The organism is Marinobacter sp., assembly GCF_041984545.1.
Taxonomy (GTDB): domain Bacteria; phylum Pseudomonadota; class Gammaproteobacteria; order Pseudomonadales; family Oleiphilaceae; genus Marinobacter.
Window position 1 is genome coordinate 1 of record NZ_JBHIXV010000046.1, and the last position, 24754, is coordinate 24754.

Genomic DNA, 24754 nt, shown 5'->3' on the forward strand with positions numbered 1-24754 from the left:
ACTCCTGGAGGTGAGCTAAACTGACTGAAAATGCGGGTTTCTGGATGGGCACTAACAAGTTCCTGGCCAAGATTGCCAGCGACTGGCAGAAGCCCGATGGCCTGTTCGTGATTCGCCCGGAGGACGTTGACGATTTTGTACAACAGTTGCCGGTGGAGAAGCTGTTCGGGGTGGGGCAGGTGACTGCCGGCAAGTTGCATGACCTGGGTGTTCACACCTGCGGTGACATGCAGGCGCTCGGTGCCGACCGGCTGATCGAGCGCTTCGGCAAGCAGGGGTATCGTCTTCACGAGATGGCCCATGGGCGAGATGAGCGGCCGGTGGTGGTCTCGCGCATTGCCAAGTCGGTCAGTGTGGAGCGGACGTTCTCCCAGGACCTTCCCGACATGGATGCCTGCGTCACTGTGATGGCGTCACTGGTGGCAGACCTCAACCTGCGGCTGTCGCGAAAGGCGCGACGCAAGCCCATTCACAAGCTGTTCATCAAGATCCGCTACAGCGACTTTTCCACTCACACCCTGGAGCGGGTTCGTGAGCAGGTTACCGAGCCCGAGCTGGAAGATTACCTGCCGCTGCTTTCCGAGCTGGTCACCAACCGGGAACGACCGGTGCGTTTGCTGGGGCTCGGCGTGCGCTTCCGCAATGATGAGGCACCGGTAACCCAGCTCCGGCTGTTCGACTAACCGGGGTACCGTGGCGCATCAGAGCGCACCGGCGAACTTCAGGGCCCAGTCGGCGTAAAGAATCTGCATGGCCGCGTAACCCATCAGGCCGCCAATCAATGCGCCGGCCGCCACATCGCTGGGGTAGTGCAGGCCCAGTATCACTCTGGAGACGGCAACGCTGAGCGTGAAAGGCAGCACCATCAGCGCCAGCCCCGGCAGGGCGAGGGTCAGCATCACCTGGAAGCAGACGGCGTGCAGGGTGTGGCCAGAGGGAAAGCTGTAGCGGTCCAGGGGTGGTGTGGCGCAATTGATGGCGGGAAACGAGATAAACGGTCGCTCACGGATCAGCCGGCGTTTGAGCAGCTTGTAGGTGAGGGTGCAGGTGAGCCCCGTAAGAGCCATCAACAGGGCCAGCCCCGGGCCTTTCGTCGGGTGCAGGAAGGGCACCAGCAGGATCAGCGCGTACCAGAACCAGCCGTCGCCCAGTCGGCTGACCAGCCTGAAATAGCCCCGGGCCGGGCGGAATTGCACGGCCCGATTGATGGCCTGGCAGAGGGCAACTTCGCGCTGATCTGCCTGTTCAAAGAAGCGAGACGCTTTGCTTGCTGGAGGCATGATATCCGGCCTTTGTCGTTTGGTTGAAAACCAGTTGCTCAAACTGTTCGATTTGCGTAGTCCAACTTTGTTCCAGAGCGTCCAGTCGGGCCTGGGCGCGAACCCGGTTCAGCAGGGTGGGCTGGTCGGCAAGGCGCAACGCGCTGTCGATGAACGCTTCGTCCTGGTCCAGCGGAACCTTCATGCCGTTCTCTTCATGACGGATGTGCTCGGCTGCTGCGGCATCGTCAAAGGCGACCACGGCAAGCCCGCTGGCCATGGCCTCTAATACCACGTTACCGAAGGTGTCGGTTTTGCTGGGAAACAGGAACAGGTCTCCGGAGGCAAAATGCCGGGCAAGGTCGTCGCCCCGGCGGGTGCCGGCGAAAATGTAATCCGGGTGTCGTTGCGCGAGCTGGCGCCGCAGCGGCCCGTCTCCAACCAGCACGAACCTGGCTTGCGGGTGCAGTCCCCGGATTCTCTCGAAACAGGCGACGGCCATGCGCAGATTCTTCTCTGGTGCCAGCCTGCCGACATAGAGAACCGCCCGGTCGTTGGCGGCCAGCCCCCAGGACTCACGCAGGGCGGCGTCTCGGTTGTGCGGGGTAAAGCGTCGGCAATCCACGCCGCGACTCCATATGCCGGTCGCCGTAATGCCCATGGCCCGGGTGGCCTGTTGCATTTTTCGGGTTGGCACCAGCGTGATGGTGGTGCGGTTGTGGAACCACCGACCATAGAGGCAGAGCAACCGTTCGAGCGCGCCCACACCGTAATAGCGGCTGTAGCTGTGGAAATTGGTGTGAAAGCCGGAGCTTGCGGGAATGCCGAGCTGGCGGGCGGCCGATGCGGCCGAGACGCCCAGGGGGCCCTGGGTGGCAATGTAAACAGCGTCGGGCCTGTCGGCCACCCACAATCGTCTCAGCCGACCGGGTGTTGCCACACCGAAGCGCAGGTCGGCGTAGCCGGGCAGAGGACACCCGGAGACCACATGCTCGTGGGTGAACAGCGCTTCGCCGGCGCTTTTGAAATGCCCCTTGCTCTCATGCTGCTGCCTCGGCCGTATAACGGTCACGCGGTGCCCGCGCTGCATCAGACCCTGGCACAAATGTCTGAGCGTATTGGCCACGCCATTGATTTCCGGCGGAAAAGTCTCGGAAACAATGGTAACGTGTTGCGGGTGCCGGTTGGCCTTCAGGGTCTCGGTCACGGTGTTTCCTGTGCGTCCTTTGATATGCCCTTACTATGGAAATGCGGCATGACAGCCACGCGACAATCCCGTGACATTCCGTTTACTTATTAACCGAACCGATTCGGAGACGTTATGCAGACACGAAAGCTTGGCAAAACGGACATCGACGTGAGCCTCATCTGCCTGGGCACCATGACCTGGGGCGAGCAGAACACCGAACAGGAAGCGTTTGAGCAGCTTGATTACGCAACTGCCGAAGGCATCAACTTCATCGATGCCGCAGAGATGTACCCGGTGCCTCCCCGGGCCGAGACCCAGGGGCTGACCGAAACCTACCTGGGCAACTGGCTGGCCCGGCGGGGCCGGCGTGATGACCTGGTCATCGCCTCCAAGGTGGCCGGTCCGGGCAACGGGCTCAAGTATCTGCGTAACGGCCCGCGCCTGACGCGCGATCACATTCATCAGGCGTGTGACGCCAGCCTCAAGCGTCTGCAGACCGACTACATCGACCTCTACCAGGTGCATTGGCCGGATCGCAGCACCAATTTTTTCGGCAAACTGGGCTACGAGCATAATCCGGAAGAAACCTTCACCCCGATCGAGGAAACGCTGGAGGCCCTCGATGAACTGGTGCAGGCCGGCAAGATCAGGCACATCGGGTTGTCCAATGAAACGCCCTGGGGAACCATGGAATACCTGCGTCTCTCCCGTGAGAAGGGCTGGCCGCGGGTGGCCAGCATCCAGAATCCGTACAACCTTCTGAACCGGGCCTTTGAGGTGGGTATGGCCGAGATCGCCCATCGCGAGCAGGCGGGCCTGCTGGCCTATTCGCCCCTGGCGTTTGGCATGCTGTCTGGCAAGTATCTGGGCGGCAAGTGGCCGGAGAAGGCCCGGATGACCCTGTACGAGCGGTTCAGTCGCTATACCAGCAGCCGCGGCATGGACGCGACCCGGGCCTATGTCGACCTCGCGCACCAGCACGGACTTTCCCCGGTGCAGCTGTCACTGGCGTACGTCAACAGCCGCAGTTTCCTGACCGCCAATATCATTGGCGCCACCACCATGGAGCAGTTGAAGGAGAACATCGGCTCGGCGCAGGTCACGCTGAGTCCCGCGGTGCTGGAAGCGATCGAGGCCATCCATCAGGAGTTCACCTACCCCTGTCCGTGAGCCCCGCATTCAGCCCCGATACCCGTCGGTTATCGGGGCTGGTTACATTCAGCAATATCGGGGATCATAAATTGACAAAAACAGCCCGGTTTATTGACAAAAAGTCGACGTCTTTGTGTGCAGATTCACATCTTTCGGGCCGGTAATCATTAGACTAAAGCCTTAGGTTTCCGTAGACTTCCGTCTCGCAAAAAGGTCTCAGGCAGTGTCATGATTATTCGTATCTTCGTCGCATTACTCGCTCTCAATCTCGTGGCTTTCGTCGTTCGCGCCGAAGCGTCCGAGCGTGTGTTTGAAGACGTGGAAATGACAACGGCCAGCGACGAGATCTTTGCCATTCAGGAGCGGGTTTCCGGCGATATTGACGAAGACAGCTCCGATGCCTTCGCCGAAATCGGGTCCCGCCTGCTGAGTCTCACACTCACCCGCTCCCGCCAGTCCGGCAAGCACTATGCCTCCGACCCGGCCCAGGCCGACCACGGCATTGCGTTGCTCCCTGAAGGCGCCTGCCTGAATCTCAAGTGGAATTTCTGAGCCAGGCCATCCCCTCTTCTGCCTCTGCCATGACCTGACGCATTGTTTGCGCGGGATGCTCGTGTGATCATCCGGTGTGAACTGCGGATCCCCCGAACGGATCGTTTGACTAAAGGGAGCTAGGTAATGTCAGGTGCCAGAGGGCAGGTCTCGAACGACGTAAACGCCTGCGTGGATGAAGTGATCCGCCGGGTTGGCAAGAACATCACGCTCGGCCTTCCGCTGGGGCTGGGCAAGCCGGTCCGGTTTGTCAATGCGCTGTACCAGAGAGCCAAAGACGATCCGGACATTCAACTGCACATCGTCACCGCACTGTCGCTGTTGGCGCCGAGAGGTAGCTCGTCACTGGAGCGGCGCTTCATGGGGCCCTTCGCCGAACGACTGTATGGCCGGATTCCGGAGCTGGCCTACGCACGGGATGTGTCGGAAGGACGGTTGCCCGGAAACGTTCGGGTTTCGGAATTCTTTTTCAAAGCCGGCAGCTTTCTGAATAACTTGGCCCAGCAACGCCACTACGTGTGCACCAACTACACCCATGCCGTGCGCGATCTGATGGCTCAGGGGGTAAACGTGGTGGCCCAGATGGTGGCGCCTGGCGAGGCTCACGGCCAACCCGGGCTTGTCAGCCTGAGCTGTAACCCCGATCTCACGCTTGATCTCATTCCGCGCCTGCGGGAGCTGGAGGCGGGCGGGACCCCCGTTGCCCTGGTGGCCGAGCTCAATGAGAGCCTGCCCTGGTTCGGTAATCATGCCGCGATCGAGGCGGACCGGTTTGATGTTGTGTTTGAGCAGCCGTCATCGGACTACCCGCTTTTCTCCGCCCCGGAAATGGCCGTGAGCCCGGAGGATCACCTGATCGGGTTTTACGCCAGTGCGTTGTTGAAGGACGGAGGCACGCTCCAGGTTGGAATCGGATCCCTCGGCGCCGCGCTGGTACACAGTGCCATCATGCGCCACAAGCACAACGACGCCTGGCGAAAGGTGTTCAATCATCTTCGGGTCGACGAGCAGTTTCCTGTGGCTGCTGAAGAGGGTGGTACCGAGCCGTTTGAGCAAGGCCTGTACGGCTGCAGCGAGATGATGGTGGACGGTTTTCTGTACCTGATGCAGGAAGGCATCCTCACCCGGGAGGTATTCGAGCATGCCGGCCTCCAGGCATTGATCAACCGCGGAGAACTGACCTCGAAGGTGTCCCTGGAAACCCTGGATACCCTGCGGCGGGAAAAGTTGATCGACAGCCCGCTCAGGGCCCGGGACGTCCGCTGGCTGGTCCGGCATGGCATTCTCGGGGAGGAGGTAGAGTTCAAGGGCGGTCGGCTATGCCTCAGAAGTCACTCGGTGGAGGGCGACCTCGACGACCCCGAGGCCCGGGAAATAATCGAAGCCCTTATGCTCGGCGAGCGGCTGACCGGCGGCGTTGTTCTGCATGGCGGGTTCTACGTGGGGCCTGAGCGCTTTTACCAGTACCTCAGGGAACTGAGCGAACCCCAGCGCGACCGTATCTGCATGACCAGCGTCAACTTTATCAACCAGCTTTATGATCACCCGTTCGGCGATCAGAAGCTGAAAGCAGCACAGCGGGTGTCCGCCCGCTTTATCAACTCGGCCATGATGTACACCCTCAACGGCGCCGGAGTATCCGATGGCCTGGAGGACGGTCGTGTGGTCAGTGGCGTGGGAGGACAGTATAACTTCGTGGCCATGGCTCACGAGCTCCCGGGAGCCCGCTCCATCCTGACGCTGCGCAGTACCCGGAATGCGCATGGCAAAGTACTCTCCAATATCGTGTTCAATTACGGCCACTGCACCATACCTCGGCATTTGCGGGACATCGTGGTCACCGAATACGGCATTGCTGATCTCCGGGGGCAGTGCGATGAACAGGTCTATCTGCGATTGATCCGCATATCCGACTCCCGCTTCCAGCCGGAATTGCTGGCCCGTGCGCAGAAAGCGGGCAAGGTGGATCCGGCGTTCCGGCTACCCCCGCATTGGTGCAACAACACGCCGGCCTCGGTACGTCGTGCTATCGAGCAGGCCGGTGAGGGCCGCTTCCCGGCCTTTCCGTTCGGCTGCGATTTCACCGAAGAGGAACTCCGGTTAGGGAAAGCCCTTAAGGCCCTCAAGGCCGCAACCGCCACCCGTCGTGGTAAACTGTCCACCCTTTGGCAGGCCCTGCGGGCGCGGGATGAGGACAATCGTTACCAATCCCTGCTTGAACGCATGGGGTTGCTGAATCCCTCGAGCCTGCGAGACCGGCTCGATCAGCGACTGGTCATCCATGGCCTGCAGCAACTCGACACATCTTCGAATACAGGAAACTCGACAACCTGATGACTGCTTCAGACACAAGACCCGACGTTTTTACCGTCCATTACGTCCTTAAAAACCGGATCGGCGAGCTGGTTGATACCTCGGAGGGCAGCGAGCCGCTGCACTTCCTCTATGGCACCCCGGAGATCATCGAAGGTATCCAGAAGGCCGTGAAGGACCGCAACGTCGGCGACTGTCTGGAGGTAACCGTGCCACCGGAAATGGCCTACGGCGAGCACCGGGAAGACCTGGTGAGAAAAGTTCCGCGCTCGCTCTTCGAGGGTGTCGAGAATCTCCAGGTAGGTATGAAGTTCCAGACCAACACCGGCGATGAAGCCCAGGTGGTGCAGGTAGTGGGTATTGATGGCAACCTGGTGAAGGTGGATGCCAATCATCCTCTGGCTGGATTTACCCTGTACTTTGATCTGGAGATTGTCGGCCGGCGGGAAGCGACCGATGACGAGATTGCCCAGGGCCGGCCGCTGTTCTGATCGTATCGGTATTCTCCCGGTCAAGCCTGCCTTCGTGGATTCTGGCCAGGCCCTCGCTGACAGATTCCCTGAGCTGCTCTGCCAAGGCGCCGGTGCTCGTGGCGACCGGTGATGGTCCGTGAAATCTGACCGGGGGATGGAAGATAACGTCGACCCGTGCCGCGGGTTGGCGTAACAGGCGCAGCAGGTGCCTGTGGAACTCGTCCTGGCCGATGAACGGCGCCAGGTGGTCGGGCCTCCCCGCCCTACGATAGGCGATGGTGACCGGCTGCACCGGCGTATCACTTTCCGGCGCTGCCGCCAGTAAAAGCCCATGGAACGGCAGCACGGCCAGGCCCTCGCTCGTGGTGCCTTCGGGAAAGACCAGCACGTTCTCGCCAGCCCGCAGATGTTCCGAGATCTGCTCCCGTACCTTTCTCGCCTGGCCGCCGCCACGTTTGATGAACAGGGTGCCGGCCTCTCGTGCCAGCCAGCCAATCAGGGGCCACTGGCCCACCTCGGCCTTGGACAGAAACCGGATGGGCACCAGGCTGCCGAGAACCGGAATATCCGACCAGCTGATGTGATTGCTGACAAACAGAACCGTGGTATCGCTGGGAGTACCATGCTGGTGGATTTCCAGCCCAAGACAGCGGCAGGCCCAGCGAAAACAGCTGTTTGCCCAGGGTGTCCGGTTGACCGGTGTGGCGCGTGTCAGATCGAACATCCACAGTGCGATAGCCAGCCCGGAAGTCGCCGTGAGGAACAGCACGAAGGCAGTCAGTCGGAACACCAGTCGCAGCCAGCTCATGGGTCAGGTCCTCTCCCGGGTTCGGCTCAGGACGCCGGTCGCATGAAGTGCCGGCTGTAGCGGCCCGCCAGTTTACTGACCTCCAACAACACCAGCAGATCGGCACAACGGAATTCAGGATCCCAGCACGGTTCGCCGCAGACCCTTGCGCCCAGGCGCATGTAGGCCCGGATCAGGGCTGGCACCTCCACCGGGCGCTCGTTATCCCGGGCGTGGGTCAGGTGGGGCAGTGCCCGCACGGGGGTTACCAGGTGCGCAGGGTTCGCCAGGTGCTGATTCTGCAGATGTCGGGCAATACGCCAGGCTTTCAGGCCTCCGTCGGACATGCTGATGCTGGCACAGCCAATCATGTAGTCGACGTCGCGTTCCATCAGGTAAGACGCTACCGCGGACCACAAAAGGCTGATGGTAGCGCCGTTCCGGTAATCCGCATGCACGCAGGTACGTCCGAGTTCGGCGATGGTGCCGTGCAGGTTCTGCAGGGGGGTGAGATCGAACTCGCTGGCTGAATAAAAGCGGTTGACGGCACCAATATCTGCCTGGTGCAGGATGCGGGTGGTGGCGACCAGCTGTCCGGAATCAAGATCAGTGACGATCAGGTGGTCGCAGACAGTGTCGAACTCATCGGCATCCAGGCCGGGCGTCCGGGCTCCGAGGTCGCTGTCGTATTCTTCGGAGAACACCTGGTAGCGCAGACGCTGTGCTGCTTCCACCCGCTGGGGGCAGCGGGTCAGTTCGGTTTTGAGTCGACGTGCACTGCGGCGGGCGTTTGCGGCGGGTGTGGTCATGGCTCAGTCTCTTTTGTTTCCATTTGCCGACAAGCCTATGAAGCCGGTGTGACAGGCCGGTGACCGGGGAATGACGTCTGTATGACATGGAGATCCGGGTGGGCCGGGTGGAGCTGTGTCACAGGCTGTAACCAAGCACCGGTTCCATGTATATTTCTGAATAGCATGTATAATTGCTGTTACAGCAGGTTGCCTGTATGGTCGGAAACACAGAATGACCTGAAACCGGAATAACAAAATCAGAGATGGACGGCGTGGAACAAACGAACGAAAGTTGGCGAATTCTGATTGTCGAAGACGATGAGCGGTTGGCTGAGTTGACCCGTGAGTACCTCGAAAGCAACGGGTTGACAGTCTCCCTCGAAACCCACGGTGGCCCCGCTGTCGAGCGGATCCGCAACGAGCAGCCGGATCTGGTGGTGCTTGATCTGATGCTGCCCGGCGAGGATGGCCTGTCCATCTGCCGCAGGGTCCGTCCCTTCTATTCCGGCCCTATCATCATGCTCACCGCGCGCACCGATGATCTGGACCAGGTGCTCGGCCTGGAAATGGGTGCCGACGATTACATCGGTAAGCCGGTCAAGCCGCGTGTGCTGTTGGCTCGCATCCGCGCCATGCTCCGCCGGGTCACCGAGGGCAGCCAGGGTGCCGGCGATGAAGGCAGCGGTGAAGAGCCCGTGCGTCTGCAGTTCAACGACCTGGTGGTGGATCGCTCCATGCGGGAGGCCTGGCTGAACGACGAGAGCATCGATCTGACCAGCGCGGAGTTCGATTTGCTCTGGTTACTGGCCAGCAACGCCGGCCGGGTACTCAGTCGGGAGGAGATTTTTACTGCCCTGCGCGGCATCGAGTACGATGGCCAGGATCGTTCCATCGACGTCAGAGTGTCCCGGATCCGGCCCAAGATCGGGGATGACCCGATCCATCCACGGCGCATCAAGACCGTTCGCAGTAAAGGCTACCTGTTTGTGAAGGAAGCCTGACGATTCTGTCTCCGGAGCCGGTGTGTGGCCCGAGCGCACACCGGTGGCCCCCGCCAGGGTTGGTGCCATGCCCCTGAAGTTCTTCCTCAAGCTCTATGCCCGTCTCGCAGGCGTTACCGCACTGGTGGTACTGCTTTGCGCTGCCCTGTTTACCGGTATCAATTCGGTTCGCCTGCAGTACTGGCAGGAACGGTTTCCCGAGCCACTTATGCGCTGGTTGGCGGCAGCTCCGGCACCGGCGGAGCAGTATCACTGGCTCGGAGCGGTGTTGGAGCTTCGAGAGGGCAATGCCGCTCAATTCGACCTGTCCCCGGTGGTGGCTGAGCGCCTCGGATACGGGCAGGTGGTGAGCCTCGACAGCAACGTTGGCCTGCGTCTGTTCGTGGCCGGCGTATCCGGAGACATTCTTGAGCTGCGACTTGCCGATCCCTATCGCGACATTGCCAGAGCCACAGGGCTTATCCTGCGTTGGCATCTGGATTCAGTGCAACCGGCCGGTCGGCTGGAAGTGGCCGACCAGATGGCCGAGGCCCTGAATGTGGACATCCAGTCGGTGGCCGATGACCGCCTGCTGCCCGATTCCGAGGTGCTGGCGCAGGTGGCAGAGCGGGGCCTGGCGTTCTATCGGGATGGGCACAATGGACGCGGCCGGGTGATGATCCAGCTTGCGGACGGCGAACTGTTCCGGATTGATATGCCGGCGCCTTTTAACCCCTGGGCCTGGCCTCTGCTGTTGCTGGTTGCACTGGTACTGGGCGGCGTGCTGGCCATTGCGCTGTTTCTGGCGCTGCGGGAGGTGGACAGCAATCTGCGGGCGGTGGAGTCGGTGGCGGTACGGATTGCCCGTGGGGAAATGGGCGCCCGCGTGGAGGCCGGGGAAAGCCGGCTGGTGACCCGGCTGGCGGTATCGTTCAACGGCATGGCCGAGCACATCCAGCGCCTGGTGCAGGTGCAGCGGGAAATGATCCATGCGGTCTCTCACGAGCTGCGCACGCCGGTGGCGAGGATTCGTTTCGGTGTGCAGATGATTGAGGACTGCCAGGACCAGGAGGCCCTCCAGAAGCAGCTGGACGGAATAGACGGAGACATCCAGGAACTGGATGAACTGATCGACGAAATACTCACCTATGCCCGGCTGGAGCAGGGTGGTCCGGTGTTCTCGCTGCAGGAAACATCGGTCACTGACATCGTTCGCCAGGTGGTCTCGGAGCAGCAGCTGGTGCGTCCGGAGCTGACCATCGAAGGCCTGGTGGACCCTGAGTCGGAGCACTGGTCGATGTCAGATATTGAGCCCCGCTATATTCACCGGGCAATCCAGAATCTGGTGGGCAATGCCGGTCGTTATGCCGCCGGTAACGTGCGAGTGACCTGCCATTGCGATGAGGACAACTGCCGTATCGATGTAGAGGACGATGGCCCCGGTATACCCGAGGAGGACTGGGAGAAGGTGTTTACCGCCTTTGCCCGCCTCGACGACAGCCGCACCCGAACTTCCGGCGGCTACGGCCTGGGGCTGTCCATTGTCCGGCGCATTCTGTACTGGCACGGCGGCCACGCGTTTGTTGGTCGCAGCGACACCCTGGGCGGTGCCCGGTTCAGTCTGGTGTGGCCCCGGAAAAAACCGCTCGAAGCCGTTCTGTGACCCAGTGCTCACAACCTCACCTGATGTAACAAACGCGCTACACAAGCACTACTGAACAGCGGGCCGTCCCCACGCACAATGCAAAGCGTAAGGGATGACTTTTGAGGTTGTAGTTCTTACGAACTTTCCTTGTTTCATTCGTCATTTGAAGGCCGGTTTTCCGGCCTTTTTTTATGTCTGCGTTTCAGGTCTCCGGTGAAATTCCCGGTTCGTCACTCTTTACGGCCTCCACTGCTGCTAGAATCGCAGGAAACAACAGGAGGCCGTTCATGACCCGCTATCTGCTTGCCATTGACCAGGGAACTACCAGTTCCCGCGCCATTGTTTTTGACCAGTCCGGCAACAGCATTGCCACCGACCAGCAGGAGTTTCACCAGTATTTTCCGAAGGACGGATGGGTGGAGCACGATGCCATGGAAATCTGGGAAAGCACCCTCTCGGTGTGCCGCGGTGCGTTGAAGCAGGCGGGTATAGAGGCTGGAGAGCTGGCCGGCATCGGCATCACCAATCAGCGGGAAACCACGGTGGTCTGGGAGCGGGAAAGTGGCCGGCCTATCCATCACGCTATTGTCTGGCAGGATCGCAGAACCGCCTCCCTGTGCACCAAACTGAAGGCGGATGGCCACGAGGATACCGTCGTTGACAAAACCGGCCTGCTTATTGATCCCTACTTTTCGGCCACCAAGATTGCCTGGATCCTCGACAATGTGGACGGCGCCCGGGCCCGGGCTGAAGCCGGTGAGCTGGCGTTCGGCACCGTCGACAGCTGGCTGCTGTGGAACCTGACCGGAGGCCGTTCCCACCGTACCGATGCCACCAATGCCTCCCGTACGGCGCTGTTCAATATTCACGATCAGGACTGGGACCCCACCCTGCTTGAGCTCTTCCGCATTCCGAAGTCTCTGCTGCCCGAGGTGCTCGACAGCGCCGCCGACTATGGCACAGCGCAGCCCGAGTGGCTCGGGGCACCGGTCAGCATTGCCGGAATCGCCGGGGACCAGCACGCGGCCCTCATCGGCCAGGCCTGTTTCAGCCCGGGTATGGCCAAAAGCACTTACGGTACCGGCTGTTTTCTCATGCTCAATACCGGGGATCGGGCCGTCCGGTCCGAGAATCGGCTACTGACGACCATGGCCTATCGGTTGAACGGCAAACCCTGCTATGCAGTGGAGGGTAGTATTTTCGTGGCGGGAGCGGCCATGCAGTGGCTGAGAGACGGGCTCAAGCTGATCCGTCACGCCAGCGAGTCCTCGGCCCATGCCGAGGCGGTGGGCGTGGACAACCCGGTGTACCTGGTGCCGGCGTTCACCGGATTGGGCGCTCCCCATTGGGATCCCCACGCCCGGGGTGCCATCATGGGCCTCACCCGGGATACCGGCATAGGTGAGATTGTGACAGCCGGGCTGCAATCGGTCTGTTACCAGACCAAGGACCTGGTACGGGCAATCCAGAACGACGGCGCCAGTCTGGCATCACTCCGGGTTGACGGAGGTATGGCGGTCAACGACTGGGTCATGCAGTTCCTGGCCGACATTCTCAATGTCACCGTCGACCGGCCCCGGGTCACTGAAACCACCGCGCTCGGTGCGGCTTATCTCGCTGGCCTGCAGACCGGGCTGTTCGAGAGTCTTGAGCAGATTTCAGAACTCTGGGAGTGCGAGCGCCAATTCCACCCGGCCATGCGCCCGGCCCTGCGGGAGTCACTGTACGCAGGCTGGCTGGACGCGGTCGAGCGGGTGTGCAACAACTGATAGGTGACGGTGGGTCAGGCGGTCCGCTCGAAGGCAATCAGGTGATCCGCCTCGACCCGGACCGGCACGTGTTCGCCGAGGTGAAAGTCCAGGTGGCTTCGGAACAGTGCCTCGAACTCGGTGTCTTCCGAGCAACGGAAGCGATACAGGGTTGAGGTGCCGGCAAAGGTCTTTTCAATCACCTTGGGGCGCAGATCTGACTCCGGATCGTGCACGATATCATCGGGCCGTATCAGCACATCCACCAGGGTGCCCGGTGACCATTTATAGGCCCGGTTGCCATGGATCACGCCCAGCTCTGATTCAATGGCGTCCGGCCCAAGGGCCGTACCGGGAATGAAACCACCCTGGCCGACAAAGCTGGCGACGAAGCGGTTGGCCGGTTCGTGGTAAAGATTGTAGGGCACGTCCCATTGCTGGATTCGACCGTCCCGCAACACCGCCACCTGGTCGCACATCGCAAAGGCTTCCTGCTGGTCGTGGGTTACCAGGATGGCGCTGATGCCCAGCGTCTTGAGGATTTCCCGGACATCCAGGCTCAGTCTCCGGCGCAGGTCCGCGTCGAGGTTGGAGAAGGGCTCGTCCAGCAGGATCAGCGTGGGCTCGGGCGCCAGGGCGCGGGCCAGGGCGACACGCTGTTGCTGGCCACCAGACAGTTCGTGCGGGTAGTTATCGGCCAGGTCCTGCAGATGCACCACATTGAGCAGTTCCATGACCTTCTGACGTTTTTCGGCTTTGCCCAGATTGCGCAGACCGAAACCGACGTTGTCAGCAATGGTCAGGTGGGGGAACAGGGCATAATCCTGAAAGACCATGCCGATTCTGCGTTTTTCTGGCTGCAAGGTTCGGCCAGGCAGGCTGATGGCCTGGGATTGCAAGCTGATTTCTCCACCGTTCAACGGCAGGAATCCCGCCAGCGCCCGTAATATCGTGCTTTTTCCGCAGCCGCTGGGCCCCAGGAGGCAGCCAATGTCGCCGTGGCTCAGTGCAAAACTGACGTCCTTGACCACGGAATCGCCGCCATAACCGCACGAGAGGTTGGTCACCTCAAGCAGCCAGTCGGCCGGGGAGTGAGCAGAGGTATCCATCGCGTCAGCCCAGACGGTTCAGAATCAGAAATTCAAGCAACGCCTTCTGGGCATGAAGGCGGTTCTCTGCCTCGTGCCAGACCACCGACGCAGGGTGGTCCATCATGTCGCTGGATATTTCCTCGCCCCGATGCGCGGGCAGGCAGTGCATGAACAGGGCGTTCTTGTCGGCCACGGCCAACAGGTCCGGATTGATCTGGTAGCCACGAAAAGCCTTCTCGCGGGCTTTCTGTTCGTCCTCCTGGCCCATGGAGGCCCAGACGTCAGTCACCAGAAGCTGGGCCTGTCGCGCCGCTTCGCGAGGATCCCGGAACAGGGTGACCCGGTCGCTGTGGGCTTCCAGCAGCTCCTTTGCGGGTTCATAGCCTTCCGGGCAGGCAACGTTCAGGTGAAAATCGAACTGTGCGGCCGCGTTGATGTAGGAATGGCACATATTGTTACCGTCGCCGATCCAGGCCACGGTTGCCCCGCGGATACTGCCCCGGTGTTCCCGGTAAGTCTGCATGTCGGCCAGCAACTGGCAGGGGTGGAATTCGTCGGTCAGGGCGTTGATGACCGGAACCCGGGAGGCGGCGGCAAAGCGCTCGACCGTCTCGTGGGCGAAGGTACGGATCATCACTGCGTCCACCATGCTGGAGATCACAATGGCGGAGTCTTCAATGGGTTCGCCCCGGCCGAGCTGGGTGTCCCTGGGAGACAGAAACATGGCGGAGCCGCCCAGTTGGGCCATGCCTGCCTCGAAGGACACGCGTGTCCGGGTGGAGGACTTTTCGAAGATCATCGCCAGGACCCGGTTTTTCAGGGAGTCCCGCACCTTGCCCTGGCGCCATTCGTTGCGCAGGTGCGTGGCATGATCAACCAGATCTTCCAGTTCACTGGTTGTCATGTCGTTCAATGTCAGAAAATGTCTTGCTGCCATGGACTGGCCCTTATCTCCACGAATCCCGCCATTGGCGGGTTGCCGGACTGCTGGCTTGAAAATGGGGGATCAAGTCTAGCCCGTCGGGCCCGGTATGACAACGCCGTTACCGGGGTGGAACCAGGGCACTTGTCCGGGGTCAAATCACGGTATTTGGAGAGGTGTTCGGCAGCCGTGTACAATGAGTGCCAAGTCAATTGCCGTGTGGCAAGAGTGTTCCAACAGAGGTAGACGTTCATGGACATCAATGAAACCATCAAAAGCCAGCTCGACGAGAACCCGATCATTCTGTACATGAAGGGCAGCCCCCAGGCGCCTCAGTGCGGCTTCTCGGCCAAGACCGTACAGGCCCTGATGGCCTGCGGCGAGCGGTTTGCGTTTGTAAACATCTTGGACAACCAAGAGCTCCGCGAGGCCCTGAAGGTTTATTCCAGCTGGCCGACCTATCCGCAGCTCTACATCAACGGTGAGCTGGTGGGCGGTTGCGATATCGTGCTGGAGATGTCGGAGAGTGGTGAACTGGCCAAGATGGTCAAGGCCGCTGCAAAGCAGGCGGAAGCCTGATCCCCGCCTTCGATAGGATGTGGGTCAAAGCCGCTTCGGGGTAAACAGCAGTTCTACTTCGAAGCGGTTTTCTCCGGGGCCCGCCCCCGGAGGTTCCGGATAGGGGCTGGCAGCGAGAGCCGCCCGATAGGCGGCGCGGTCTATGTTCGCCACCCCGGTTGATTTCACCACCCTGGCACGGGTCAGTGCCCCATTTCCCAGCAGTTGAAGTTCCACTTCCATAGCCACCGGTCCTGGCAACTGGCTGATGGCCGGTACCCGCATGTTCTCAAGCTCTCTGGCCAGATGCGTGGCGAGTTTAACCAGGTAGGGATCGGCCTCCGCCGGTGAGCGTGTAATCCGGGTGATCGGCTCAGGTTCCTGTGCGCTGTCGGCTGGGGCCTGGCTTCCGGCCCGGCTCGGGCTCGGGGTTTGCGAGCTGGTTGCGGGTGACGGGGATGAGCTGGTGTCCGGTTGCTGGACAGGCTCGGCAGGTGCGGGCGCTGGTTGCTCGGCGGGAGGGGGCGATCGCCGGGTATCGTTGGTGGCCACCACTTCGGGGCTCGGGACTGTTGTAATCTCCGGCTGCAGCTCGAACGGAGGAATTGGCGTGGCTTTTCGGTCGGTCGAGGGCTGACCACTGGCCTTCGGGCTGGACGGGCGTGAGCCCTCGGTGACCAATTCGACACTCAGGCTTTCCCTGTGCCGGTCCGGCTGGCTGACAAATGGCGTAGGCAGGCCCGAGAGAAGCAGCGTATGAGCCAGAAGCGCAAGCGATACGGCCAGGCCCAGCCGGTAGGGGGCCGGCAGGGCGCTTGTACTGCTCTGGTCAGGCATGCGTCAGGCTGTCTTGCTCCGCAGGCTGCCAACCACCGCATCCAGTGCCCGGTCTATCAGCGCGCCCTGCTCCAGCAGGGTGAGCCTGCCCCGTCGCATTTCATGGGCCAGCTCGATGCGGGTTTTCTCGATCACCTTGAGCCCCATCCGGTTAACGAACACAAAGCAGTCGGCCTCTTCAATGATTGCCGAGAGTTTGCAGCGGAAGCTGGCGCCGTTGACCAGGCGGAATTCCACCCAGTTGCCTATTTCGATACCCTCGATCTGCGCAACATACTCGGATACCGCCGCGTCCTCGAGTTCCTGCTGCCTTTCAACGGCGGTCTGGTGCACTGCTGCCGTTTCCTCCGGTTCCGGATCCTGCGGAGAATCCTGTCGGGCTTCAATGGCGGCGTTGGTCCGGAAGGCTTCGGCCAGTTCATGCTTGAGCTGACCCATCATTTCGTCGAGGCGCGAGGAATTGTAGGAAACCTCTTCCAGGCCCGCGCGTAGCGCCTTCAGCAGACCGGGAACCACGCGTACCCACTGGTCCCTTTCTTCATCCTCCTGGTGGGGATGCAGACACCAGATCAGGTCATCGACCACCTTGACGGTGGCGTTCCAGCGATGCTCAACGTCGTCGCGCAGGTAGGCCAGGAACATAACGCGGCTCCAGCCATTCATGAGGATGTCATGGATGGGCTGGGGCAGCTTGTAGCGTGACACCTTTTGCCGGAGCAGGTTATCGACGGTCTGCTGGGCAGCCTGGGATTTGATGCGGCCCCGTTCGGATTCACGGGTTCGCTGTTCCACGAGGGACGCTTTGCGGTTCTCCCGTTCAAGAAAACGTTCGAATTCCTGGTTCAGGGTCTCAAACAGCTCAATGTCCCCGTCGAATTCGTTGAGGATCCGCTGGACAATGTTGTGTATCTGGCCGTAGAGCTTGTCCTTGGCCTTCTCGTCACTGGTGCTCCAGCCAATACCGGCCCTGGCGAGCGAGTTGAGCAGCCGTCTGGCCGGGTGCGTCGCCTGGCTGAAGAAGCTCTTGTCGCGGATGACCACCTTCAGAATGGGTATCTGCAACCGGCTGATCAGTACCTGTACCGGTGCCGACAGGTTGTAGTCGTCGAGGATGAACTCGAACAGCATGGAGACCAGGTTGATCAGGTCTTCATCCACCTCGTTCAGTTCCGGCTTCCGGCCGTCACCGCGGTCTGCCTGCTGGGCAATCAGTTGCCTGACCAGTTGCCGCAGGTCTACGGTCACGGGCTCGCCGTCACTGAGATTCTGCTCGTCCTGCCGGGTCACTGACAATGGCAGAGAGTTCAGCAGACTGGCCAGTTCCGAATCACCCACCACGCGCACGTTAGGGTTGGCGGAACGCGGCGGTATGCCGGCATTGGCGCGCTGAAGGGCAAGCATCTGGCGAATCTGTTCGAACACGGCGCCACTTTGGCCCGATGCGACAGAGGACTCCCGGGTTTTGGTGTCCTCGTGGGCTCCACTGCCTTGTGCGTCCGGGCTGTTTTGCTGTTGTCCGGTCTTGCCGTGATACCGGAAGTTCGGAATGACGCCGGCCTGGATCAGAATGCGATTGGCTTCGTCCAGAAGCATGCCGAGGTTGGAGACCACATAGCGATCAAACTGCTTGAGCAGGATCAGGCGTTCGCGGATCTGGATCTCAAGCGCCTGTATCGCCTCGGTAAATGCGCTGCACAGGTGTTCTGGCGCCATCGGGTTGACCGGAGACTCCTCGGTGGCCCCGGGATAGACCAGGCTGAAGCGGGTCTGAAGCTGCAGCAGTGGCCCCTGGAAATGCGCCTTTGCCTTGGTGATCATGGCATTCAGGGCTACCTGTTCTTCCAGGTCATCATTGCCGACGAGGGAGAGGGTGTCGGCGCTGGCCTGCCGGCTGGCCGTTTCTTCGTGAAGTGGCCCTGTGTGCGGCGGATTGGCGAAATACTGCGCCACGGTATTCTGGAAATGCCGCTCCACGCCCTTGCGCTTGATGCGGATCTCGCGCATGGCCTCGAAGTAGCGGTTCTGTTCGTTGTTACTTCGGGCGTTGTTGGCCAGTTCAAACAGCGAGTCGTCCACGGCGTCAAAGGCGCCCTGGAGCAAATCACCAAGTCCGGCGACAACCGTGTCCCGGATACGGGTAACCTCCGCCGGAACCGGTTTGTTGCTTCCCGCTTCCCTGTGTTCGCGGAGGTAATGTATGCCGGACTGCTTGTTCATGGCAGACTCCTGTTTACGCCTCAACCGGATACATGACCGAGCTTGTTATCCCTGTCTTCTCATTATTGTTTAAATTTACCGCATTTTCTCAAAAGTTAACATGACCAAACGCTAACCTGAGAGCAAATTCAAAAAGGGCGGATGGTTCCGATGCGCGGGCTGTAGCCGAAGCATCTCAGTGTTGTCCGGGCGTTGCTGCCGGTCAAGCGGGTGGTTAAATTTTGATCTTTCAACGATGGGGTCCGCTATAACGGTAAGGTATATGGCGTGCGCTGACCGGGGTGAGGCGTATCAGCCCAGCGACAGCGCCCGCTTCTTGCGTTTTTTGGGGTGCACGATGGCGGCTTTGACCACGTTGTCCTTGATCTGAAGTACCTCCACCCGGTGCCCGGATACCTTGAGGCAAACGTTGGTGTCCGGAATGTTCTCGAGGGTCTCGGTGATCAGCCCGTTGAGCGTTTTCGGGCCATCAGTCGGCAGTTTCCAGCCCAGGGTCTTGTTGATGGTTCGCACCGCAGCCGTGCCGTCGATGATAAAGGTGCCGTCGTCCTGGGGAATGATATCCGGGCTGGTAGCCGCGTAATCGGTGGTGAAGTCGCCCACGATTTCCTCAAGAATATCCTCCAGGGTGGCGAGCCCGAGCACATCGCCGTACTCGTCGACCACAATGCCGAAGCGGCGCCGGCCTTTCTGGAAGTTGATCAACTGGGTGTTGAGCGGGGTGCTTTCAGGTATGAAGTAGGGCTCCTGGCAGAGCTGCATGATCATCGCTTTATTGATCTCTTCCTGCTGCAGCAGTTTGGAGGCGCTGCGCAGGTGGAGAATTCCCTGGATGCTGTTGATGTCGCCCTTGTACACGGGCAGCCGGGTGTGCTGACTGCTGCGCAGCTGTCGCAGGATGGTGTCGGTGTCGTCTTCCAGATCAATGCCGACCACCTCGTTGCGGGGCACCATGATGTCGTTCACCGTCACTTTTTCCAGATCCAGGATGCTGACCAGCATGTCCTTGTGTTTGGCTGGAATCAGTGCGCCCGCCTCGTTCACCAGGGTTCGAAGTTCTTCCCGGCTAAGGTGGTCGTTGGCGGCGTCAGTGGCTGAAACGCCCAGCACTTTCAGAATGCCCCCGGTGAACAGGTTTACCGCCCAGACAATCGGATACAGGATTTTGAGCAGTGGTCCGAGTACGTGGCTGGCGGGGAAGGCAATTTTTTCAGGGAACAGGGCGGCCAGGGTTTTCGGTGTTACTTCCGCGAAGATCAGGATGACAATCGTCAGCAGGACGGTTGCGATGGCAATGCCCGCATCGCCCCATACCCGAATGGCGATGACCGTGGCGATGGACGATGCCAGGATATTGACGAAATTGTTGCCAATCAGGATAACGCCGATCAGCTGATCGGTCCGTTGCAGTAACCCCTGGGCCCGCTTGGCGCCTTTGTGGCCGGTTTTTGCCATGTGTTTCAGGCGGTACCGGTTCAGCGACATCATGCCGGTTTCGGAGCTGGAGAAGAACGCGGAGAAAAGAATCAGCCCAACGAGCAGGATAAACAGCGCGGTCAGCGATGTTTCGTTCAAAAGAGGTGTCCTTATATAACTGACAAGTAGCGAAAATAGGTGTTAGCGAAGCCTCGTGTCAAGCGGCTTGCCGTTGATAGGGCGGCTCAGCCGCCGCGGTGGAATACCAGTTCGAGAACAAACTTGCTGCCATAAAAGGCGAGCATCAGCAGCAGGCAGCCGGCCAGGGTCCAGCGGCTGGCGGTGATGCCACGCCAACCCCGGGTGTACCGGCCAATCAGCAGTGCGATGAAGACCATGAGCGAGAGGATCGAGAACACCGTCTTGTGAGCAAGGTCCTGTGCAAACAGATCCTGGATGAACAGCGCACCGGTAACAATGGCAAGGATCAGCAGCACGACGCCGGCCCATACCATCTCGAATAGCAGGGATTCCATGGTCTGGAGTGGCGGCAGGTTGCGCACCAGCAGGCTGTTGTAGTTGTGCTTCAGTTGCCGATTCTGGATATAGAGCAGTACCGCCTGGATGGCGGCCAGGGAGAACAGGCTGTAGGCGGTTACGGAAAGTGCGACGTGTGACAGCATGCCGTAGCTCTGGTCAGATACCAGCCGGGAAGGGCCGTGGGCAACCAGCGCCAGAATAATGGTCAGGATGGCCAGAGGATAAACGCCAAGGAAGAGACTCTGAACCGGCTTCTTCAGGTTCAGGCCGAGTAGCAGAAGGACGATCAGCCAGGAAATGAGCATGGAGCTCTTGAAAAAGCTGAGGTCGAAGCCGCCCGACTGGTGCAGAGTCTGGCCAATCAGAAGGCCATGGCTGGTCAGCGCCAGCACTCCGATCAGGGTGGTAATTGCAAGATTGCTCTGGACCCGGCCCCGGAAATGGAGGGCTTGCAGCGCAGTACCCACGCTGTACAGAAAAAGAGAGGTGACCGCGAGAATCAGCGTTCCCATGACGTCCTTATTAACCACTGTTCTGACTGGGGATCGGCGCAGGTTTGAGCCGATGTGACCGGGCTGGTCGTTTCAGGGCGATAGTCTGGTTATAATGTCGCGATTATGCAACTGGAATCAAGGAGCCGGGCAGGCTCTGACGATCCGGGCACTCAATTTATCCGGGGTACGGAAGAGCAACATGTTTGAGAACCTCCAAGACCGACTTTCGGGCAGCCTGCGCAAGATTTCCGGCCAGGCCCGTCTTACCGATGACAACATCAAGGATACCCTCCGGGAGGTGCGCAAGGCGCTGCTCGAGGCGGATGTCGCGCTGCCGGTGGTGAAGGATTTCGTTGAAGGTGTCCGAACCCGTGCCATTGGTCAGGAAGTCCAGCGCAGCCTGACCCCGGGCCAGGTCTTTGTAAAAGTGGTCCAGCAGGAGCTGGAACGGGTCATGGGCGAGCGCAATGAGTCCCTGGCGCTGAATGTGCAGCCCCCCGCTGTGATCATGATGGCCGGTCTGCAGGGTGCCGGTAAGACCACCACCGTGGCCAAGCTCTCACGCTTCCTGAAGGAGCGTCAGAAAAAATCCGTGCTGGTGGTCAGTGCCGACGTATACCGCCCTGCGGCGATTCGGCAGTTGGAAACGCTGGCTGGCGAGGTTGGCGTCGAGTTTTTCCCGAGCACCACCGAGCAGGACCCGGTGGACATTGCCGAGGGCGCCATCGCGGCCGCCCGCAAGAAGCACATTGATGTGGTGATTCTGGACACCGCCGGTCGTCTGCACGTGGATGAGCAGATGATGGGCGAGATTGGCCGGCTTCACAAAGCGGTCAAGCCGGTCGAAACCCTGTTTGTTGTGGACGCAATGACGGGCCAGGACGCAGCCAACACCGCCAAGGCATTCAACGACGCGTTGCCCCTGACCGGTGTGGTGCTCACCAAGACCGACGGCGACGCCCGTGGTGGTGCGGCATTGTCTGTTCGGCACATCACCGGCAAGCCCATCAAGTTTCTGGGCGTTGGCGAAAAGTCCGATGCGCTGGAGCCGTTCCATCCCGATCGGGTGGCCTCCCGGATTCTCGGTATGGGGGATGTGCTCTCCCTTATAGAGGAAGCTGAGCGCAAGCTGGACCAGAAGAAGGCGCAGAAGCTCACCAAGAAGATCAAAAAGGGTAAGGGTTTTGATCTGGAAGACTTCCGGGACCAGCTGCAGCAGATGAAAAACATGGGTGGCATCGGCGGCCTGCTCGACAAGCTGCCGGGCATGGGTCAGATGGCACAGATGGCCCAGCAACAGGTCAACGACAAGTCCATGGGTCAGATGGAGGCCATCATCTGCTCCATGACACCGAAAGAACGCCGCTACCCCGATGTGATCAACAATTCACGCAAGCGACGCATTGCTGCTGGCTCGGGCACCCAGATCCAGGATGTGAACCGTCTGCTCAAGCAGCACAAGCAGATGCAGAAGATGATGAAAAAGTTTGGCAAGAAGGGCGGAATGGCGAATATGATGCGCGGCATGGGAGGCATGATGCCCCCGGGTGGCGGCGGTGGAATGCCGCCCTTCGGTCGTATGTAAAAAGCCTTACGCAGAAAACGCGCAATCCACCGGTTTTGCTGTTTTCTTTGGCGTTTTTTTAGCATAGAATAGCGCCCCTTTCGAGTATGGGTCTTCACGCCGGCCGCAAGTCCGTCGGCGTGAATCGTACAAAGTTCGTACAACAGAACAGGATATTGGTTAAATGGTAACAATCCGTTTGGCTCGTGGCGGTTCCAAGAAGCGCCCGTTCTACCATCTGACAGTCACTGACAGCCGCAAATCACGCGACGGTCGTTTCATCGAGCGCGTTGGTTTCTTCAACCCGGTCGCCCGTGGTCAGGAAGAGCGTCTGCGTGTAGATCGTGAGCGCGTTGATTTCTGGCTGGGCCAGGGTGCACAGACCAGCGAGCGCGTTGCTCAGCTGCTGAAGGCGGCCCAGTAAGTTCAGCTGTAGCGCCGGGGTTCGTGGCATGACACAGACTTCGCAGGAAACTGTGATCGGCCGGATAACCTCGGTGTTTGGGGTCAAGGGGTGGCTCAAGGTTTACTCCTATACCGATCCCAAGGAAGGAATACTCGAGTATCCGCACTGGATCCTGGATCTGGACGGAAAGCGTATTCCGGCCAAGCTTGAGGAAGGTCGCCGCCAGGGACAGGGGATCGTTGTCAGGCTGAAAGGTATTGATGATCGGGACATCGCGCGCACCTATTGTGGCGCCGAAGTCCGGGTTTCAACGGCTGAGCTGCCGGAGCTCCCCGAGGGGGAGTATTACTGGTTTCAGCTTGAGGGCCTTGAGGTCGTTACGGCTGACGGTGAGTGCCTTGGTGAAGTGCACCACCTCATGGAAACCGGATCCAACGATGTGTTGGTGGTAAGGGCAACCGCGGGTTCCATTGACCAGCGTGAACGCCTGATTCCCTACCTCCCGGACCAGGTGGTTCAGGGTGTGGACCTGGCGGCGAAGTGCATGGTCGTCGACTGGGACCCGGAGTTCTGACGGGTGTGGATTGGCGCGGTCAGTCTGTTCCCGGACATGTTCAGTGCGGTAACGGATTTCGGTATCACCGGTAGGGCCGTTCGGGACGGTCTCCTGGATTTCCAGTGCTGGAATCCGAGGGATTTCACCCACGACCGGCACCGCACCGTGGACGACAGGCCTTATGGTGGCGGCCCCGGGATGCTGATGAAAATTCAGCCCCTGAGAGACGCCATCCATGCAGCCCGAAAGGCGGCACCGGCAAAGCCCTGCGTGGTTTACCTGTCGCCCCAGGGTGAAACCCTGAACCAGTCGCTGGTCGAGTCGTTGGCGGCCGAGCAGCATCTGATTCTGGTGGCAGGTCGGTATGAAGGCGTTGATGAGCGCCTTATCACCGCGGAAGTCGACCGGGAAGTGTCGCTGGGAGATTTCGTGCTTTCCGGTGGCGAACTGGCGGCCATGGCCGTCATCGACGCGGTAACACGCCTCATCCCCGGAGCGCTGGGTCATGCGCAGTCGGCAGAGCAGGATTCGTTCGCCGACGGTTTGCTGGATTGTCCGCACTACACCCGGCCCGAGGTTTACGAAGGTCAGGCGGTGCCGGATGTTTTATTGGGCGGTCACCATGATCAGATCCGGCGTTGGCGGCTGAAGCAGTCGCTGAGGCGAACCCGGGAGCGACGCCCCGACCTGCTGGAAAGGCGGGTGTTTACGGACGAAGAGCGTGCGCTGCTGGATGAGATTTTGAACGAACCGGGTGCCTCTGAATGGTCAGGGCATTAACAGATTGGGTATCAGGAGCATTACGATGAGCGGCAAGAACAACATCATCAGTCAACTTGAAGCAGAACAGATGACCAAGGAAATCCCTGCCTTTGCGCCGGGTGACACCGTGGTCGTTCAGGTTCGCGTAACCGAAGGTAACCGTGAGCGTCTGCAGGCGTTCGAAGGTGTGGTTATCGGCAAGCGCAACCGCGGCATGAACTCTTCTTTCACCGTGCGTAAAATTTCCTACGGTGTTGGCGTTGAGCGTACTTTCCAGACCTACTCCAAGCTGATCGACAGCGTCAGCGTGAAGCGTCGTGGTGATGTGCGCCAGGCCAAGCTTTACTACCTGCGTGATCTGTCTGGTAAGGCAGCTCGCATCAAGGAAAAGCTGGGCTGATCAGCCACGCGCTGAACAGTACGAAGGAAAAGGCAGCCCAGGGCTGCCTTTTTTGGTGCGCCCGGCACGGGCGCACTCCTGGAGGTGCAAGTCCTCCCGTGA

The 24754-nt window shown here is 60.2% G+C and carries 23 protein-coding genes and 1 pseudogene; 14 read left to right on the forward strand and 10 right to left on the reverse strand.

Annotation, left to right across the window (positions count from 1 at the left end):
- Nucleotides 1-50: 50 nt before the first annotated feature.
- A pseudogene (locus tag ACFC20_RS16210) lies at nucleotides 51-683 on the forward strand (DNA polymerase IV); the annotation flags it as partial.
- Nucleotides 684-701: 18 nt separating this feature from the next.
- Here the strand turns inward: ACFC20_RS16210 and ACFC20_RS16215 are convergent.
- Together ACFC20_RS16215 and ACFC20_RS16220 are read right to left on the reverse strand one after the other, a co-directional pair.
- Entirely contained in the window at nucleotides 702-1280 is a 579-nt protein-coding gene (locus ACFC20_RS16215; protein ID WP_375193913.1) for a phosphatase PAP2 family protein, read from the reverse strand.
- Nucleotides 1246-2466 (reverse strand): glycosyltransferase family 4 protein, encoded by a 1221-nt coding sequence (locus ACFC20_RS16220; protein WP_375193914.1) that lies wholly within the window; start codon nucleotides 2464-2466, stop codon nucleotides 1246-1248. Before ACFC20_RS16220 ends, ACFC20_RS16215 begins: the two co-directional genes overlap by 35 nt.
- 114 nt (nucleotides 2467-2580) lie before the next feature.
- Here ACFC20_RS16220 and ACFC20_RS16225 point away from each other — a divergent pair, with 114 nt between their 5' ends.
- The 4 genes from ACFC20_RS16225 to ACFC20_RS16240 all read left to right on the forward strand — a co-directional run bounded on the left by ACFC20_RS16225 (nucleotide 2581) and on the right by ACFC20_RS16240 (nucleotide 6956).
- Nucleotides 2581-3618 (forward strand): NADP(H)-dependent aldo-keto reductase, encoded by a 1038-nt coding sequence (locus ACFC20_RS16225; protein ID WP_375193915.1) that lies wholly within the window; start codon nucleotides 2581-2583, stop codon nucleotides 3616-3618.
- A gap of 210 nt (nucleotides 3619-3828) precedes the next feature.
- The gene (locus tag ACFC20_RS16230; protein WP_375193916.1) at nucleotides 3829-4152 is read left to right on the forward strand and encodes a hypothetical protein; all 324 of its coding nucleotides are present in this window, start codon (nucleotides 3829-3831) and stop codon (nucleotides 4150-4152) included.
- Between the two features lie 126 nt (nucleotides 4153-4278).
- A complete protein-coding gene (locus ACFC20_RS16235) occupies nucleotides 4279-6486 on the forward strand; it encodes an acetyl-CoA hydrolase/transferase C-terminal domain-containing protein (protein ID WP_375193917.1) in 2208 nt (735 codons plus the stop codon).
- Nucleotides 6486-6956 carry a peptidylprolyl isomerase gene (locus ACFC20_RS16240; RefSeq protein ID WP_375193918.1) on the forward strand — a complete coding sequence of 157 codons (471 nt, stop codon included), beginning with the start codon at nucleotides 6486-6488 and terminating at the stop codon, nucleotides 6954-6956. The genes ACFC20_RS16235 and ACFC20_RS16240 overlap by 1 nt, the downstream gene beginning before the upstream one ends.
- Here the strand turns inward: ACFC20_RS16240 and ACFC20_RS16245 are convergent.
- Nucleotides 6874-7746, reverse strand: a complete 873-nt coding sequence (locus tag ACFC20_RS16245; protein ID WP_375193919.1) for a lysophospholipid acyltransferase family protein — start codon at nucleotides 7744-7746, stop codon at nucleotides 6874-6876. The two genes, ACFC20_RS16240 and ACFC20_RS16245, sit on opposite strands and share 83 nt — an antisense overlap.
- A gap of 26 nt (nucleotides 7747-7772) precedes the next feature.
- The gene (locus ACFC20_RS16250) at nucleotides 7773-8534 is read right to left on the reverse strand and encodes a GNAT family N-acetyltransferase (RefSeq protein WP_375193920.1); all 762 of its coding nucleotides are present in this window, start codon (nucleotides 8532-8534) and stop codon (nucleotides 7773-7775) included.
- A 245-nt stretch (nucleotides 8535-8779) separates the two neighbouring features.
- On the opposite strand from ACFC20_RS16250, the gene ACFC20_RS16255 reads away from it, so the two are divergent.
- From ACFC20_RS16255 to glpK, 3 genes are all read left to right on the forward strand, one after another.
- Entirely contained in the window at nucleotides 8780-9517 is a 738-nt protein-coding gene (locus ACFC20_RS16255) for a response regulator (RefSeq protein ID WP_091991589.1), read from the forward strand.
- A 22-nt stretch (nucleotides 9518-9539) separates the two neighbouring features.
- Nucleotides 9540-11159 carry an ATP-binding protein gene (locus ACFC20_RS16260; RefSeq protein ID WP_375193921.1) on the forward strand — a complete coding sequence of 540 codons (1620 nt, stop codon included), beginning with the start codon at nucleotides 9540-9542 and terminating at the stop codon, nucleotides 11157-11159.
- Nucleotides 11160-11428: 269 nt separating this feature from the next.
- Entirely contained in the window at nucleotides 11429-12910 is a 1482-nt protein-coding gene (glpK, locus tag ACFC20_RS16265) for a glycerol kinase GlpK (protein WP_375193922.1), read from the forward strand.
- Between the two features lie 14 nt (nucleotides 12911-12924).
- Here glpK and ACFC20_RS16270 read toward each other — a convergent pair whose 3' ends face one another.
- Nucleotides 12925-13998: an ABC transporter ATP-binding protein gene (locus ACFC20_RS16270; RefSeq protein WP_091991585.1), complete on the reverse strand. Its 1074-nt coding sequence runs from the start codon at nucleotides 13996-13998 to the stop codon at nucleotides 12925-12927.
- A gap of 4 nt (nucleotides 13999-14002) precedes the next feature.
- On the reverse strand, nucleotides 14003-14917 hold the full coding sequence (gene argF, locus ACFC20_RS16275; RefSeq protein ID WP_375193923.1) for an ornithine carbamoyltransferase: 915 nt from the start codon (nucleotides 14915-14917) through the stop codon (nucleotides 14003-14005).
- 237 nt (nucleotides 14918-15154) lie between these two features.
- Here argF and grxD point away from each other — a divergent pair, with 237 nt between their 5' ends.
- Nucleotides 15155-15481, forward strand: coding sequence for a Grx4 family monothiol glutaredoxin (grxD, locus tag ACFC20_RS16280; protein ID WP_091991581.1), 327 nt, complete (start codon nucleotides 15155-15157; stop codon nucleotides 15479-15481).
- Between the two features lie 24 nt (nucleotides 15482-15505).
- Here the strand turns inward: grxD and ACFC20_RS16285 are convergent, their stop codons facing one another.
- The 4 genes from ACFC20_RS16285 to ACFC20_RS16300 form a co-directional block, all read right to left on the reverse strand.
- A complete protein-coding gene (locus ACFC20_RS16285; protein ID WP_375193924.1) occupies nucleotides 15506-16297 on the reverse strand; it encodes a TonB family protein in 792 nt (263 codons plus the stop codon).
- 3 nt (nucleotides 16298-16300) lie between these two features.
- Nucleotides 16301-18514 (reverse strand): DUF1631 domain-containing protein, encoded by a 2214-nt coding sequence (locus ACFC20_RS16290; protein WP_375193925.1) that lies wholly within the window; start codon nucleotides 18512-18514, stop codon nucleotides 16301-16303.
- A gap of 291 nt (nucleotides 18515-18805) precedes the next feature.
- The gene (locus ACFC20_RS16295) at nucleotides 18806-20089 is read right to left on the reverse strand and encodes an HlyC/CorC family transporter (RefSeq protein WP_375193926.1); all 1284 of its coding nucleotides are present in this window, start codon (nucleotides 20087-20089) and stop codon (nucleotides 18806-18808) included.
- 86 nt (nucleotides 20090-20175) lie between these two features.
- A complete protein-coding gene (locus tag ACFC20_RS16300) occupies nucleotides 20176-20982 on the reverse strand; it encodes an inner membrane protein YpjD (RefSeq protein WP_375193927.1) in 807 nt (268 codons plus the stop codon).
- A 181-nt stretch (nucleotides 20983-21163) separates the two neighbouring features.
- Here ACFC20_RS16300 and ffh point away from each other — a divergent pair, with 181 nt between their 5' ends.
- From ffh to rplS, 5 genes are all read left to right on the forward strand, one after another.
- The gene (ffh, locus tag ACFC20_RS16305) at nucleotides 21164-22549 is read left to right on the forward strand and encodes a signal recognition particle protein (protein WP_091991571.1); all 1386 of its coding nucleotides are present in this window, start codon (nucleotides 21164-21166) and stop codon (nucleotides 22547-22549) included.
- 163 nt (nucleotides 22550-22712) lie between these two features.
- Nucleotides 22713-22952, forward strand: a complete 240-nt coding sequence (gene rpsP / locus ACFC20_RS16310; protein ID WP_091991569.1) for a 30S ribosomal protein S16 — start codon at nucleotides 22713-22715, stop codon at nucleotides 22950-22952.
- A 28-nt stretch (nucleotides 22953-22980) separates the two neighbouring features.
- Nucleotides 22981-23508: a ribosome maturation factor RimM gene (gene rimM / locus ACFC20_RS16315; RefSeq protein ID WP_375193928.1), complete on the forward strand. Its 528-nt coding sequence runs from the start codon at nucleotides 22981-22983 to the stop codon at nucleotides 23506-23508.
- 3 nt (nucleotides 23509-23511) lie between these two features.
- Nucleotides 23512-24270 (forward strand): tRNA (guanosine(37)-N1)-methyltransferase TrmD, encoded by a 759-nt coding sequence (gene trmD / locus ACFC20_RS16320; RefSeq protein WP_375193929.1) that lies wholly within the window; start codon nucleotides 23512-23514, stop codon nucleotides 24268-24270.
- A gap of 25 nt (nucleotides 24271-24295) precedes the next feature.
- On the forward strand, nucleotides 24296-24652 hold the full coding sequence (gene rplS, locus ACFC20_RS16325) for a 50S ribosomal protein L19 (protein WP_091991563.1): 357 nt from the start codon (nucleotides 24296-24298) through the stop codon (nucleotides 24650-24652).
- Nucleotides 24653-24754 lie beyond the last annotated feature (102 nt).